The organism is Chitinophaga sp. 22308 (genome assembly GCF_052045305.1).
Lineage (GTDB): Bacteria > Bacteroidota > Bacteroidia > Chitinophagales > Chitinophagaceae > Chitinophaga > Chitinophaga varians_A.
This window is the reverse complement of record NZ_JBQEOP010000008.1, coordinates 180,765-199,007: the sequence shown is the minus strand read 5'-3', so window position 1 is coordinate 199,007 and position 18,243 is coordinate 180,765. Positions and strand designations below refer to the sequence as shown.

Here is an 18,243-nt window from a genome sequence, read left to right as displayed (position 1 = left end):
TCATTACTCAAACAACCGTTTATGTCAGATTTTAATTTAATTGACATCGTTGACCTGCTGGGAAAGGCCCAGGATTCGGGAATAAAAATATCCTATGACGAAAACGATCTGGTGGTAAAAGTCAGCAAGGAACAAAAGATCGACAGTTCCTTACTAAAAGTGCTGAAGGACAACAAACAACATCTTATCACGTATTTCCGGCAATACCATCAACGTACGGCGGCGGTAACGGGAACGGCTATTGCGGCGGCTTCGGGCCGCTCTGCGGATACGGCCATTCCACTGTCATTCAGCCAGGAAAGGCTGTGGATCATCGATCAGCTGGAAGGAAGCGTACAATACCACCTGTCGGCTGCCCTTCGCATGGAAGGCACTTTGGACCGTGCCGCACTGGAAAAAGCCCTGCGGGAGATCGTCAACCGCCATGAAATACTGCGTACGGTCATCCGTACCAACGAAGACACCGGCCGTCCGTCTCAATATGTGATGGAGAAAAACCAGTGGCAGCTTACTGTCACAGAGGGCGCCCACTGTCTCCATGACAATGCCGCTTTGCAGGACCTCCTGAAAAAATATATCGCCATTCCGTTTGATCTGGCAAATGATCACCTGTTGCGCGCGCAACTGATCATCCTGAGTGAAGATACACATATACTGGCGCTGACCCTGCACCATATCGTTTCTGATGGTTGGTCCACCGGTATCCTCGTGGGTGAACTACAGGCATTGTACGATGCTTATGCCAACGGCTACACGCCGGCTCTGGCTCCACTGGAAATTCAATATGCCGATTATGCGTTATGGCAACGGCAACAACTGGGCAGCGGCGGGCAGCAGCAGCAACTGGAATACTGGAAGAAACAATTGTCCGGCGTAGCCCCGCTGGAACTGCCGCTGGACTATCCACGGCCCGCCGTACAAAGCACCCGCGGCGCCACCATTGACTTTACGATTGATCATACACTGGCTGAAAAGCTGAAACAGCTGTCCCGCCAGGAAGATGTAACCCTCTTTATGACATTGTTGGCGGCTTTCAAGGTGTTACTATACCGGTATAGCGGTCAGGATGACATCACAGTGGGAAGCCCCGTCTCGGGTAGAACGAGGGCCGAGATGGAAACGTTGATCGGGCTTTTTGTGAATACGCTGGCGCTGCGCAGTGACCTGAGCGATCATCCTGCATTCCGCGCACTGTTGCAGCAAATCAAACAGACTACGTTGAGTGCCTACGATCACCAGGAAGTGCCGCTGGAAAAAGTGATTGAAACAGTGGTGAAAGGCCGTGATGCCGGTCGCAGCCCGCTGTTTCAGGTGGTGTTTGCGTTGCAGAACGCACCGGCGTCGAAGGCAGATGTACCCGGTAAACTGCGATTGTCTGAAGAAAAAATCATCACAGAAAATGCCAAGTTCGATCTTACCCTGATCATGGAAGAGACGAACGATGGCCTTAAAGGCGGCGTGGAATATTGCGCAGATTTGTTCAGCGCCGCTACTGTGGAAGCACTGATTGGACATTTCAAAGAGCTGCTGGCGTCCATCGTTGCCGCGCCCGACGCCACGATCGATGACCTGTCGCTGTTGAATAAAGCGGGAGAACAACAACTGCTTGAAGTATTTAATAATACACACGCGGACTTTCCGCTGGAGAAAACAGTGCTGGACCTGTTCCATGAACAGGTGGCGGCAAGGCCGGACGCGATAGCGGTGCGCAGCGCGGCAGGAGGGCTGTCCTATCACCAACTGGACGAACGTTCCAACCGGCTGGCCCACTACCTGCAACAGCAGGGCGTTACCGCCGGCAGCCTGGTGCCTGTATGCCTGGACCGCTCCAATGACCTCGTAGTGGCCATGCTGGCCATTATCAAAACCGGTGCAGCTTATGTGCCGGTAGATCCGTCGTACCCGTCGGCACGTATCCGCTTCATGCTGGAAGACACCGGCGCTGCTATTGTCATTTGTAACGAGGTGATCGCCGCCGGCATCAGCGATAAGATAAAACCGGTGGTGCTGACAGCAGAACAGGCGGCAATTCACCGTTGCCCTGCCACCGCTTTGGCGGTAACACCTGCAGCACAGGAGCTTGTATACATAATTTATACTTCCGGCTCTACCGGTAAGCCCAAAGGTGTGATGATAGAACACCGCGGGCTGGCCAACCTGGTGCATTGGCATAATGAAGCTTTCAGCGTGACCGCCGATAGCCGCGCCACGGCTGTTTCCGGCATCGGTTTCGACGCTTTCGGATGGGAGCTGTGGCCTTACCTCGCCGCGGGCGCTTCCGTCTTCCTTGTGGACGACGATACCCGCATCTTTATACCTGCCCTGGTGGAGCTGCATGTGAAGGAGCAGATTACCCATGCGTTTATCTCTACCGCTCTGGTGCCTGCCTTTATACAGGCCGGTGCCGGAAAAATACAGGACTTGCAATACCTGCTGACCGGCGGTGACAAGCTGCCTGCCACCAATGTGGCACAGCTGCCCTACAAACTGGTCAACAACTATGGCCCTACGGAAAACAGTGTGGTGACCACCAGTTATGAGCTACAGCCCGTTAACGCATTGGTGACGCCGCCTATCGGCCGTCCCATCAGCAATACACGCCTATACGTACTAAGCCCGGCAGGCGCTATCTGCCCGGTGGGCGTAGCCGGTGAGATCTGCATCGCCGGGGAAAGCCTGGCCAAAGGATATCTCAACCTGCCGGTACTGACAGCGGAAAAATTTACGGTCAATGCCACAGGCGAACGGATTTACCATACCGGTGACTTAGGCCGCTGGCGTGCAGACAGTACCATCGACTACCTGGGACGTATAGACGAACAGGTGAAAGTGCGTGGCTACCGTATAGAGCCTGGAGAAATTGAAAATGTGCTGGCTTCCTGCAAAGGCGCTAAACAGGTGCTGGTATTGGCTAAAGCAGATACCGCAGGACATAAACGCCTCGTCGCCTATGTTGCGGCAGATGATACTTTCGATAAAGATGCCGCCCTTGCAGAAGTGAAAAGCCGTTTGCCTGAATATATGGTGCCGGCGGCGATCACCGTCCTGGAAGAGCTACCGTTAACAGCCAATGGTAAGATTGATAAAAGAGCATTGCCGGAGCCATTGCTTGAAAGCGCTGCTACCGCCAGCTATGTAGCGCCCCGTAATACGATAGAAGAGGCGCTGGCCACTGTCTGGCAGGAACTGCTGGGAGTGCAACAGGTAGGGATATACGATAACTTCTTTGAGCTGGGTGGAGATTCCATCATCACCATTCAGGCAGTGGGCCGGATAAGACGGGCCGGATATGAACTCCAGCCGAGGGATATGTTTGTGCACCAGCACATTGCCGCGCTGGCTGCCCATATACAAGCCCATGCCGGTCATGTAGTGGAGGGTGAACAGGGAATCCTTGCCGGCACCAGCGGATTGTTGCCTATCCAGCAATGGTTCCTGGATATCGACACGGCCGCAGCGAATCATTTTAACCAAAGCGTCTTACTGGGCATAGATAAAAAAGTGTCTGAGGAGATGCTGACACCGGTTATTCAGCAGCTGGTCAGCCATCACGACGCATTGCGGTTTGTGTACCATCACAACAAAGGCGTATGGCACCAGGAATACGGCACCTCTGAAGGAAGCGTGGAAGTGGCTGATCTGCGCAGCGTAGCGCCGGATCAACTGCCGGTAGCTATTACTGCCACAGCAGATCGTTATCAGGCCAGCCTGGACATTACAACGGGAACGATTATACGAGCGGTATTATTGCTGACACCGGAGACGGAAGTGGCCAACCGGCTGTTTATTGTGGTGCATCACCTGGCCGTAGATGCCGTGTCCTGGCGTATCCTGCTGGAGGACCTGCAACAATTGCTGCAAGGGCAACAGCCCGAGCGAAAGAGCTCTTCCTACCGCCAATGGCAACAGGCGCTGTCCGATTATGGCACATCCCAACGGGGACTGTCCCAGGTGGCCTATTGGGAAAAAGTTACGCAGCAATCACTAATACTAAAAACAGATCACACGAATGTTGGCCAGGCAACGGTGTCGGATGTAGCAAGCCACACTGCGCAACTGAGCGCCGATGTGACCCGCCAGCTGTTGAAAGACACGTCCAAAGCTTATCATACGGAGATCAATGATGTCCTGCTGACAGCCCTCGCCCTTACTTTATCGGCATGGAACAACAAACCGGCTGTTATTGTAGGACTGGAAGGACATGGCAGAGAAGATATCAATAAAAACATAGATACCAGTCGCACCGTGGGATGGTTTACCAACTTGTTCCCCGTGTTACTGGAAACCGGCAACAGCGGACACCCGGGTGAAGCCCTGAAGGCTGTCAAAGAACAGCTGCGGAGCATTCCCGACAAAGGCCTTGGATACGGCGTCTTGAAATATCTCAACAAAATACCCGCATTACAGGGCGCTAACCCATGGAACGTGGTCTTCAACTACCTCGGGCAGTCTGATAACCTGAAAGATGAAGCGGGCCTGTTTAGCGGAGCATCGGAATCATCCGGCGCAGATACCGCCGCGTCTTTCCCGCTGCAGGAGCTGTTGACCGTGACAGGCCTCGTCAGGGAAGGACAGTTGCAGCTGGACTGGAACTATAGCATAAAACATTTTGAAGCGGCCACCATTGCGCAACTGGCGAACGAATACCTGTCGCAACTGGAACAGCTGGTGACGCATTGTGTGACGATACAAACACCTGTTTTCACACCTTCCGACTACGGCCTGGGCGCCTGGGTGTCTAACAGTGAGCTGGACAGTTTCCTCGACGCGGTGCACAACGGCGTGCCACGCCGTGAACAGGTGGACGGCCTGTACCGCCTGAGCGGATTGCAGGAGGGGATGTTGTTCCACAGCCTCTATGCCGCAGAAGGTGGTACGTACACCGAACAAATGACCGTGGATATCGACGACCTGCAGGTGGACGCATTTGTGAAGAGCTGGGACCTGCTGCTGGAAAAACACACTATCCTGCGTACCGCTTTTTATTATGACCGGTTCAGTATTCCCGTGCAATGTGTCTATAAAAAAGTGAAGCTGCCTGTGGAAATATTGGACTATACTGCTTTTGATCAGGATGAACAAAGCCGGTTGTACCAGGAGTTGTTGGTAACCGATCTTCGGAAGGGATTTGATTTTGCAGAAGCACCGTTGATGCGTTTAACACTGGTACGGCTACACGATAATAATTTCCGGATGTTATGGACCTCCCATCACATTCTGCTGGACGGCTGGTCATTGCCTATCCTGGTAGAAGGCCTGTTGGCCGGGTATGATGCCTTGCTGACCGGCAGCGCGCTGCCTTCGCTGAAAGAAGACCGTTATGGTGAATATATCCAATACCTGGACCGCCTCGACAAAGAGGAAGCAGAACGTTACTGGAAGGGATATTTACATGAGCTGAATGACGCTACCTTATTGCCTTTTATCGGCAATACCACTGCTCGTACCAAAGGCGTAGGTGCATACAATAACCGCAAACTGGTACTTGACGCCGCCTTTACGCAACAGCTGTCGCGTTTTGCGCAGCGTCATCATATTACAGTAAATACGCTGATGCAGGGTGTGTGGGCGTACCTGTTACATGCCTATACCGGTCATCGTAACGTGGCTTACGGTATCACTGTTTCCGGTCGTCCGGACACGCTGGCAGGCACAGAAAGAGGAGTGGGGCTGTACATCAATACACTGCCGTTGCATACCGCGGTAGATGAAGGCTGCAACATCATCGACTGGTTAAAACAGATACAGGCAGGTCAGCTGCATAGCAGGGAACATCAATATAATAATCTACAGGAAGTACAACAGTGGGCCGGCGTTAGCGGAGACCTGTTTGATAGTTCCATTACTTTCCAGAACTACCCCGTGAATGAGGTGGTCAATGCGAAGGAATGGCAGCTGAAGGTGAAGCATGTAGAAACACATCCGCATACCAATTATCCGCTGACGATCATCATCAGTATCTCTACGGAAACCAGCCTGGTGTTTGCCTATAACACCGCGCTGCTGGATGATCATTATCTCGAAGCCATTACCGGGCATTTTAAACAGGTATTACAACAGGTAACCACCGGTTTGGCAGAGACCATCCAGGATATTGAACTGCTGACGCCCACAGAAAAACAACAACTGCTGAATACCGCTACGGTGGCTTATCCGGCGCATACTACCCTTATCGATATATTTGAAGCGCAGGCCGACCGGGTGCCGGAACAAACTGCCGTGCGCTGTGAAGAACGGGTGCTGACCTACAGCGAGCTGGATAAACGGGCAACCCAGCTGGCGCACCTTCTCCGTGCCAAAGGTGTGACCAACGGCTCGCTGGTGCCCTTGTACCTGGAACGTTCTGCTGATATACTGGTCGCACTGCTGGGCATCCTGAAAGCCGGCGGCGCTTATGTGCCCATTGATCCGGATTTTCCGGCAGAACGTGTGGCCTTTATGCTGTCAGACACGGACGCCAGGGTGATCGTTACCAACAACGCCTGCGCCGGAAAATTACCACAGGCCGGCCTGCAGGTGATTACGCTCGATGGCGATGCAGCCGTACTGGATGCCCGGCCAACAACACGAATTGCACGGGAATGGATACACGGACAACCGGTATATGTTATTTACACTTCCGGCAGTACGGGCAATCCTAAAGGCGTGATCGTTACCCATCAAAACCTCATGGACTATGTATATGGGCTGAAACATGCGCTGCCACTGGAAGATAGTCGTTCTTTCGGCCTTATGTCCAGCATCGCCACCGACCTGGGCAATACTGTTGTATTTGGCGCCCTGGCGACCGGTGGAGCATTGCATGTCTTTACCAAAGATGCCGTGAACGATGCCGAACATATCGCTGCTTACTTTGCCGCGCATCCGGTGGACTGCATCAAAATAGTGCCTTCGCACTGGAAAGCGCTGTCGTTGCCAGGCAACCTCTTGTTACCCCGGAAATTACTCGTTTTTGGAGGAGAAGCGCTGGATGCCGGCGTTATAGAAGCTATCCGGTCATCAGGCAGTAACTGCACCGTGGTAAACCACTACGGTCCAACAGAAACGACTATTGGGAAACTGGTACATATCGTTCAACCCGAAAGCATATACGAACAACAGGTGCCGATCGGTAAACCGTTTTCCAATACCCGCATATATGTAGTGTCACCTGCCGGAAAGTTAAGTCCTGTGGGTGTTCCGGGTGAGCTGTATATCGGTGGCGACGGTGTGGCTGCCGGTTACCTGCACCAGGAAACGCTGACCCGCGAGAAGTTTGTGGCAGACCGTTTCCTGCCAGGCGTTGCTTCCCTGCTGTACCGCACCGGAGACCTGGTGAAATACCTGCCGGACGGTAATATCCTCTTCCTGGGCCGCGCAGACGACCAGGTGAAGATCCGTGGATACCGCGTGGAATTAGGGGAGATAGAAAACGCGCTCGTCAGGAGCGGTCTCACTGAACAGGCGGTGGTTCTGGCAAAGCCAGACCGTAATGGTGATAAACGTCTCGTGGCCTATATATTGCGTGGTGGCGGAGTCGACAAGGAAGCCTTACTGGCTTATGTGAAAAATGAATTGCCCGATCATATGCACCCCGCGTTATGGTCGATAGTAGATAGTTTCCCCCTGATGGCCAACGGCAAGGTAGACCGCAAAGCGCTGCCAGATCCCGAGGAGGCCGTCGAAGCGCAGCATGGATATGTAGCGCCCGAAACAGCCACAGAGAAGAAGCTGGCGGCCATCTGGTCGGTGTTGCTGGAGGTGGACGAAGTGGGGCTGCATGATGATTTCTTTGCACTCGGAGGGCACTCGCTCCTGGCTATCCGCCTCATCTCCGCTATTCGTAAGCAAATGGAGGCCGAAGTGACCATCGGCGACGTATTCGATTATCCTACGGTGGCCGCATTGGCAAAGCAACTGGCCCAACGGACCACACAGCCGTCCGCGCCGGTCATCGCGCGGAAAGAAAGACCAGCCCGTATTCCGCTGTCTTTCAGCCAGGAAAGGCTTTGGTTTATTGACCGCATGGAAGGCAGCGTGCATTATCATGTGCCGGCGGTACTGCGGCTCAAAGGACCGCTGGACACGGCGGCGCTGGCCACAGCACTGAAAACGATCGTTGAACGCCATGAAGTGCTCCGCACCGTCATTGAACATGACGGCGCAGAAACCTGGCAAAGGGTATTGCAGGCAAACGACTGGCAGTTGCAGATCATCGCCGGTACCGCCTTTATGGCGGAGGAAGCCTTGCAGGACTATATCACCCGTTTGGTGAACGCACCTTTTGATCTCGCTAATGACTATATGCTGCGCGCGCACCTGATCGCCCGGCAACAGGACGAGTATGTCCTTGTGGTGACCCAACATCACATCGCTTCCGATGCATGGTCTACCGGCATTATCGTCAATGAGCTGGTGGAACTGTACGACGCACTGACAACAGGCCGTGCGCCTTCATTGCCGGAATTAGGCATTCAATATGCCGACTTCGCGCTGTGGCAGCGGGAATACCTTTCTGGCAGCGTGTTGCAGGACAAAGTGGCCTACTGGAAAAACAAACTGTCCGGCACCGCCACGTTGCAGCTTCCGACAGATTTCCCAAGGCCGGCTGTGCAAAGCACCCGTGGCAGCATGTATTCGTTTAGGTTTGACCGTGAGTTGTCGGACGCTTTGCATGCATTGTCGCAACAACAGGGCACTACTTTGTTTATGACGCTGCTGGCCGCATTTAAAGTATTGTTGTACCGCTACAGCGGTCAGGAAGATATCTGTGTAGGTGTACCGGTGGCCGGCAGAACGCGGCAGGAGACAGAAGGACTGATCGGTTTCTTCATCAACACGCTGGCGCTGCGCAGCGACCTGGGCAATGGTCCTGCGTTTACCACCGTACTGCAACAGGTGAAGCAGACCACGCTGGGCGCTTACGAGCAACAGGACGTGCCATTTGAACAGGTGGTGGACGCCGTAGTGAGAGAGCGGGATATCAGCCGTACGCCGCTGTTCCAGGTGATGTTCGTTTTACAGAACGCGCCTGAAGAAAGGGAGCTGAAGCTGGGCAATATAGCATTGGCACAACAGGAAAGCGCGCATACCACTTCCCGTTTTGACCTGAGCTGGTCGCTGATAGAAGGCGCCGAAGGGCTGATGGGCAGTGTCGAATTTTGCCTGGACCTGTTCCGCGAATCCACGATAGCGCGGATGGTAGCCCATTTCGAACAACTGCTGCGCGCTATCGTACAGGCGCCGGCTACCACGATAGATGAACTGGCATTGGTAACAGCAGCGGAAACGCAACAGCTGCTGCATGCGTTTAATCAAACCACGGTAGCTTATCCGGCTGAAGATACCATCCTGTCTTTGTTCGCCGCGCAGGTGGCTATGCGGCCAAATTCAACCGCACTGGCGGCTGCCGGCGCTGCTGTGACGTATAAAACACTGGATGAAAGGGCCTTGCAGCTGGCGCATTACCTGCTGGGCCAGGGCGTAAAAGCAGGCGACCGTGTACCGGTATGCCTGGAACGCTCGCCGGACATCGTTATGGCGATGCTGGCCATTATGAAGGCGGGTGCAGCTTACGTGCCGGTAGACCCGGCGTATCCGTTGGACCGTATCCGTTATATGCTTCAGGACAGCGGCGCTACCGTTATCATCACGGATACCGCATGTTATGATAGTTTACCGGAGATCGATCAGCTGGCCGTCATCCGGCTGGACGTGGACCGGGATGAAATCACCCGTTATAAATCTGCCGCCAGGCTGCCGGAAATAACAGCCGGGCATATAGCTTACCTGATCTATACCTCCGGATCTACCGGTCAGCCGAAAGGTGTGATGGTGCCGCATCGTGGTTTAAGCAACCTGATACACTGGCATCAGCAAGCCTTCCATGTAAACGCGCACAGCAGGGCCACGGCTGTTTCCGGCGTAGGCTTCGATGCCTTCGGATGGGAAGTATGGCCTTACCTGGCGGCAGGCGCCTATGTGTACCTGCCCGACAATGACACGCGCGTGCTCATGCCTTCGCTGATAGCATTGCACCGGCAGCAGGGCTTCACACATGCCTTTATCTCCACCGCGCAGGTACAGGAGTTTATCCGTGCGGCAGCAGACAAAATCCTGCCGCTGCAATACCTGCTTACCGGCGGCGATCAGCTGCCGGCAACAGATATCAATGGTCTGTCCTATAAAATCATTAACAACTACGGCCCTACGGAAAACAGCGTAGTGGCCACCTGGTATGAACTGACGGCGGCTGACAAAGACCGCGCGCCGGTGATTGGCCGCCCGGTCAGCAATACCAGGGTGTACATCCTTAACCGTCGTGAAAAGCTGTGCCCGGCTGGTATTGCCGGCGAAATATGTCTCGCCGGCGACAGCCTGGCATTGGGGTACCTGGGCCGCCCGGACCTTACACAGGAAAAATTTGTGCCCGATCCGTTCCATGCCGGTTCACGCATGTATAAAACAGGAGACCTGGGCCGGTGGCTGCCGGACGGCACCATCGAATACCTGGGCCGCCTCGATGAACAGGTGAAAGTACGGGGCTACCGTATTGAACTGGGCGAAATAGAAAGTGCGCTGGCTGCCAGCGGACAGGTACAGCAGGCTGTTGTGGCAGCACGCAAAGACCATGAAGGCAATCGCCAGCTGGTAGCTTATGTGGTGCCGGCTGTTGATTACCGGAAAGCAGATACGGTTGCGTTCCTGAAGAAAAGGTTGCCCGACTATATGGTGCCCGCCTTATGGGTAACGCTGGAAAAGCTGCCATTGACGGCTAACGGTAAGATTGATAAAAACGCCTTACCGGTACCGGATATGAACAGTATCGCGGCTAACGAATACGTGGCGCCCCGCAATGCGACTGAAGAAATACTGGCCGGTATCTGGCAGGAAGTGCTCGGCAGACAACGGACAGGGATACACGATAATTTCTTTGAATGCGGGGGCAACTCCCTGCAGGTGGTACGCCTCATCGCGCTGGTAAGAAGCCGTTTGCAGGTGGAAGTGCCTATCCGGACAGTGTTTGCGCATCCTACGGTGGCCCAGTTGGGCAACTGGCTGGCTACCGCAACAGGTATACAGCCTGCAACACAGGCCCTGACAGCGCAGGCCAGAGGTCCGCGGATTCCGCTGTCCTTCAGCCAGGAGCGTTTGTGGTTCATCCATCAGCTGGAAGGCAGTGTTCAGTATCATATCCCGCAACTGCTGCAGCTGCAGGGCGATCTGAACATATCCGCGCTGGAGCGCAGTTTGCAGACGCTTATCAACCGCCACGAAGTACTCCGGTCTGTTATGAAGGAAGAAGACGGCGTGGTATACCAGGAAATACAACCTGCTGATACCTGGAAGCTACAGGTGATAGACAACGTAGAGCAATATACGAATGAGGCTATGCGGGAAGCTTATCTCGGCGCGCTGGTGCGTACACCGTTTGACCTGTCGCGCGACCACCTGCTGCGGGCGCATCTGCTGCGATTAGGCTATCAGAAACATTTGCTGGTACTGGTCATTCACCATATCGCGGCCGATGGCTGGTCTATGGGTATCGCCACCAATGAGGTGATGGCGCTGTACAACGCCTTTGCCGGCGGCAAAAAAACACAACTGCCGGAACTGCCGCTGCAGTATGCGGACTTTGCCATCTGGCAACGGGCACAGCTTTCAGCAGAAGTGCTGGACCGCAAGCTGACCTGGTGGAAAAATAAAATGGCTGATGTGGCGCCGCTGGAACTGCCTACAGATTTTACCCCGTCTTCTACCATCAGCATGAAAGGTGCAAGGATGGGCGTCAGCCTGCCCCAATCGCTCGGCCGGCAGTTGCAGCAACTGGCATTGCAACAGGACGCGACGCTCTACATGGTATTGCTCGCCGCCTTTAAGGTGCTGCTGCACCGGTACAGCGGGCAAGACGATATCAGTGTAGGTACTTCCGCCGCCGGCAGAACACAACAGGAAACACAAAACCTCATCGGGTTCTTCATCAATACGTTGGCACTGCGCAGCGATCTGGGCAACAACCCGGCCTTCACCGAACTGTTGCAACAGGTAAAACAAACCACCCTCGATGCCTTCGACCATCAGGAAGTGCCGTTCGAGAAAATAGTGGAAGCCGTGGTAAAAGACCGCGACCCCAACAGAAGGCCGTTGTTCCAGGTGATGTTCGTGATGGACAACACACCGGCTGCACCAGACTTCCATCTGCACAACCTGACACTGGCGCCGGAAGATGTTACGCATACGACTGCACGCTTTAACATCATCCTCTCCATGACGGAAGACAGTGAAGGTGGTTTGCATGCAGCCGTAGAATATGCGATGGACCTTTTCAAAGAGGATACCATCCGGCGGATGCTCGCGCAGTTTGAAACCCTGTTGGGAGCCGTGGTGGCCTCACCGCAGCAGAAGATCGATCAACTTGCGTTGTTGACCGGTGAAGAGCAGCAGCAACAACTGGCCGCATTGAGCCAGACTGTTAACTATCCACGGCAGCAGACGTTCCTGCACTGGTTTGAAGCCGCTGCCCGCCACCATGCAGACAGCACCGCGCTCGCCTTTGAAGGGCAATTGTTGACCTGGAAAGCACTGGGGCAACGTTCCGCTTCGCTGGCACATTACCTGCGCAGCAAAGGGGTAGGGCCCAATGTGCTGGTACCGGTATGCGTGGACCGCTCACTGGACATGCTGGTGGCGGTAATGGGCATCCTGCGTGCCGGTGGCGCCTATGTACCTGTGGAACCTGATTTTCCGGCTGAGAGGATCAAATACATGCTGCAAGACACAAGGGCTACTGTAATGGTCAGCCTTGGTCAGCATCGTGATATCATACCGGTGACAGACGGACTGGAAGTTATCTTCCTCGACGAACAGGAGCATATCATCAACGGCTATACGACGACGGCGCAGCTCGAACTGCCTGCGCCTGCTGATATTGCTTATGTGATCTACACTTCCGGCAGCACCGGCACGCCAAAAGGAGTGAAAGTGACACATCACAATCTGGCGGACTACATTGTAGGTTTAAGGGCGCACCTGCCGATAGATGAATGTCATTCCTTCGGCCTGCTGTCCAGCATAGCCACCGACCTTGGCAATACGGTGCTTTTTGCGGCGCTGTCTATCGGCGCTACGTTGCACCTTTTCTCCAAAGACACCATCAACGATGCGCAGAAAGTACTTGCTTATTTTGAAAGACATGAGATTGATTGTATCAAGATAGTGCCCTCACACTGGAAGGCGTTGTCTGAACCGGAACAGCTGCTGCTGCCGGAAAAGCTGTTGATTTTTGGCGGCGAGGCGCTGGAAAGCAGCGTGGTGAAAGCTATCCGTGACGCCCGTGCGGAATGCATGGTGGTGAACCACTATGGACCAACAGAGACCACGATCGGCAAACTGTTGCATATCGTGAACGCCCGTACGGAATATGGCGCCTTTGTCCCGGTAGGGAAACCGTTCTCCAACACCCGTGCCTATGTGCTTAACCCGGAAAGGCAACTTTGCCCGGTGGGCGTTCCGGGAGAGCTCTACATCGGCGGTGAAGGGGTGGCAGCAGGTTACCTGTATAATGACGCGCTGACGACCGACCGCTTTGTAGCAAATCCGTTTACAACAAACCCGGCAGATTGGCTGTACCGCACCGGCGACCGCGTGAAGCTCCTGCCTGACGGCAACATCCTTTTCGTTGGACGTATAGACGATCAGGTGAAGATACGCGGCTACCGCGTAGAGCCGGGCGAAATAGGGCGGGTGCTGGAACAATGCGCCGGCGTGACACAAGCCGTGGTGATTGCCCGCGAAGACAACACCGGCAACAAACGGTTGCTCGGATATGTGGTCCCTGCCAATGGTTTCAATGCGGAAGAAGTGCTAACCCAGCTGCGCGCGCAACTGCCCGACTATATGGTGCCTGCCACGATCATGCCGCTGGATGTATTCCCCATGCTGGCCAACGGTAAAATCGATAAACGGGCATTGCCTGATCCGGAGAAAGCACAGACAGACACGGCGGAATTTGCAGCCCCGGTAACGGCCGTGCAACAAGGCCTGGCAGCCATCTGGGAAAAACTGCTGGAAGTGGAACGGGTAGGGCTGCACGACGATTTCTTCGCTCTCGGCGGTCACTCGTTGCTGGCTATCCGCCTGATATCCGCTATCAGAAAACAATTGCAGCTGGAGGTGACCATCGGTGACGTATTTGACCATCCTACCATCGGCGGCCTGGCCACGTTGCTGGAATCCCGTAAAGGGGCGGCATTGGAACCGGGCCTCCTGCGGAAAGAAAGACCGGCCAACATCCCGCTGTCTTTCAGCCAGGAACGGCTTTGGTTCATTGACCAGGTAGAAGGCAGCCTGCATTACCACCTGCCTACCGTGTTGCGGTTGAAAGGACGGCTGGACACCGATGCACTGGCCCGCGCGGCACAGGCTATCATCAATCGCCATGAAGTGCTGCGTACCGTGATCATGTCCGGCGACGGCCAGTCCTGGCAACAGATCATGCCGGAAAACCGCTGGCGGATGGAGATATACGAAGAACCTTCCTTTAGAAAAGAAACCAAAGCGCTGCATGCTTTTGTGGAAGAACTGATCAACCAACCCTTTGATCTGTCAGCAGATCATATGCTCCGGGTGCAACTGATTGTGCTGGGCAGGGATGAACATATACTGGTGGCCACCCTGCATCACATCGCTTCCGACGGCTGGTCTACCGGAGTGCTGGTAAAAGAGCTGGCTGCCTTCTATGAGGCCTATGCAGCCGGCCGCGAGCCTGAATTGACGCCGCTGGAGCTTCAATACGCCGATTATGCTATCTGGCAGCGGGAACATCTTTCCGGTGAGAACCTGGCCACACAGCTGGGTTACTGGGAACAGAAGTTGTCCGGCGTGGCAGCATTGCAGTTGCCGCTGGATTATCCCCGTAGTGCGGTACAAAGCAACCGCGGCGCTACGACTACGTTTATGCTGGACCGTGAGTTGTCAGATGCGTTACATGCCCTGGCCAAACAGGAAGGTGCTACCATCTTCATGACGCTGCTGGCAGCCTTCCAGGTATTATTGTACCGCTACAGCGGCCAGGATGACATCTGCGTGGGCAGTCCTATCGCAGGCCGTACCCGGCAGGAGCTGGAAGGACTGATTGGCTTCTTCATCAATACTTTGTCGCTGCGGTCCGATATGAGCGCCAACCCGTCATTCGCTGCCCTGTTGCAACAGGTGAAACAAACCACCCTCGAGGCCTATGCGCACCAGGAGGTGCCGTTTGAAAAAATAGTGGAAGTGGTGGCCAAAGACAGGGACCTTAGCCGCAACCCCATTTTCCAGGTGGCGCTGGTGCTGCAAAACCTGCCCGATGTGCCGGAGCTGAAGCTCGGTGAGCTGGTGATGACAGAAGAAGGAGCAGCGCATGAAACGGCTAAACTGGACCTGACGGTACTCTTCCGCGAAGGTCCTGAAGGGCTCGGTGCCAGTGTGGAGTATTGTGCGGACCTTTTCGAAGCCAGCACTATCGAGCGGATGATGTCACAGTTCAAACGGCTGCTTCGCGCTATTGTAGATGCCCCGCAAACACCGGTGGCGGCGCTGCCGCTGCTGGATGCCGCAGATGAAAAAATGCTGCTGGAAGACTTTAACAATACGGCCATCGCTTACCCGGCCGATCAGACCATCGTGCAGCTGTTTGCTGCTCAGGCACGTCAACGGCCCAACGATGTGGCAGTATTGTTCCGGGAAGAAAAAATCACCTACCGTGAACTGGACGAATGGTCCGACAGGCTGGCGCTCTACCTGCAGGAACAAGGCGTGAAAGAGGAGATGATGGTGCCGGTATGTATTCCACGCTCACCTGAAATGATGGTGGCCATTCTGGCCATCCTGAAGGCCGGTGGCGCTTATGTGCCGCTGGACCCGGATTATCCGGCGGAAAGAATTTCCTTCATGCTGGAAGAGAGCAATAGTCATATATCCCTTACCGTTAGCCCGTATGTTTCACGGCTGGTGGCAGAAAGGCCGGAAATGAGCCATCTCTGCATTGGTGAATTATACAAGATATTGCCATCCTACCCGGTAGGCGTCGTTCAAAACAAGCTGGAAGCAGGCGGTCTCGCTTACGTGATGTACACTTCCGGTTCTACCGGCAAGCCGAAAGGTGTATTGGTGACGCATCGTAACGTGACCAGCCTCGTGATGCAGCCCAACTATGTATCGCTGCAACCTACTGACGCGATCCTGTCTGCCGGCTCCTTGTCCTTCGATGCCACCACCTTTGAATACTGGGGCGCGCTGCTCAACGGCGGCCGCCTGGTGCTCAGCCCGGAAAACAACCTGCTGGACACAGAGGTACTGAAGCAGGAGCTGTATGGAAAACAGGTGACGGTACTGTTTATCACCACCGGATGGTTTAACCAGCTGGTAGATACAGACGTCAGCGTATTCGCTCATCTGCACGCTATCCTCACTGGTGGCGAGAAAATGTCGGAGAAACATGTAGTGCGTTTCAGGACGGCATATCCGGACATTAAGATCAGTAACATTTACGGGCCTACGGAGAATACCACATTCTCCCTGAGTTATCCTATTGACGAAAAAGGGCTTACCGTCAATACGCCTATTGGTATGCCGCTGAATAACCGTACCGCCTATATTCTGGACGCCGAGTTGCAGCTGGTGCCGGTAGGCGTGGCAGGAGAACTGTATGTAGGCGGCGATGGGGTGGCGCGTGGTTATCTTAACCGGCCAGAGCTGACAGCTGAACGCTTCATCGCGCATCCATTCGGCAAGCCGGGCGACCGCCTCTATAAAACCGGCGATATGGCCCGCTGGCGCGCTGATGGCGCCGTGGAATATCTCGGCAGGCAGGATGACCAGGTGAAGGTGCGCGGTTTCCGCATTGAGCTGGGAGAAGTGGAAAGCGTACTGCTGCAATATCCGCAGGTAGCTCAAACGGTGGTCATCGCGAAAGCAGGAGAGAACGGCAGCAAACGCCTGCTGGGGTACATTGTGCCTAAAGGCGATTTTGAAAGGGACAAACTGGTGGCATGGCTGAGAGAACGTCTGCCGGACTATATGGTGCCTTCCTACCTGATACCGCTGGAGAAACTGCCTATGACCGCCAACGGAAAGGTAGATAAGAAAGCGCTGCCTGATCCGGATACCATCATTCAATCCGCTAATGCGTACGTAGCGCCTGCGACAGTAACGGAGAAAGCGCTGGCGGCCTTCTGGGCTGAACAGCTGGAGATGGAAAAGGTAAGCATCCACGACAACTATTTCGAGGCGGGCGGTAACTCGCTGCTGGCCATCCACCTGATCGCTGTTATTCGTAAACAGCTGTCGGGAGAAATCTCCATCAGTGACGTCTTCGACTATCCGACTATCGCAGAGCTGGCGAATGTGCTGGACCAGCGTGCAATGGCCAAAGTCAATGCCGCAGGGCAGGTGAGCGGTTTCAATGGCAACCCGCATATACTGCCATTGAACAATGGTCTGCAGGCTTCACCGCTCTTTTTCCTGCCCGGTGGTAATGGTATCTGTGAAGGCTATACGGTATTGGGCGCTGCGCTGGAAGATGTGGGCGCGCTCTACGGCCTGCAGATGATGGGCATCTTTGAAGGTGAAAAACCACTGGACAATGTACCTGCCATCGCAGCCCAAAACATCGAATGGATGAAGTCTGTCCAACCGGCAGGCCCTTACAGGCTGATCGGGCACTCCCTCGGTGGACAGGTGGCCTACGAAATGACGCGACAGCTGGAACAACTGGGTGATAAAGTAGAAGCGCTTTTTGTCCTGGACACACATGTAGCGCCTAAACGCAGCGTGCTGGACAACGATACGCTTTATACCTCGTTGCTGGAAGCATTCGAAGTATATAAGATAGCCTCGAAGCCTTACCCTGAATGGGTGAAAGCCCTGAAGCCGGCCATAGAAGGACTGGAGCCGAAGGACGTCATCCCATTCGTGCTCGAATACCTGAAAGAACATGTACCGGAAGAAAAAGAACACCTTGGCTTTGTGATGCGCATGTTCGATATGGCCACCCACAGCCTGTTTATGGAATATACCGTTACTGGTCAGACGGATACTTCACTCACAGTCATCCGTGCAGAAGAGAGAAGTGTTGCAGATAACGATGACAGCCTGGGATGGGCGCCATTTGCTACCCGCACTGCAGCGTTGACAGCTCCTGGCGATCACATCTCGATGACCAAAGAAATTGGAGCGGCCACTGTAGCGATACATATTAAGACACAATTACATCATATCTAAAAC

General features: G+C 54.5%; 1 protein-coding gene. It reads left to right on the top strand.

The window, feature by feature from the left end:
- Positions 1 to 21: 21 nt before the first annotated feature.
- On the top strand, positions 22 to 18,240 hold the full coding sequence (locus ACTJJS_RS29350; RefSeq protein WP_440667171.1) for a non-ribosomal peptide synthase/polyketide synthase: 18,219 nt from the start codon (positions 22 to 24) through the stop codon (positions 18,238 to 18,240).
- Positions 18,241 to 18,243 lie beyond the last annotated feature (3 nt).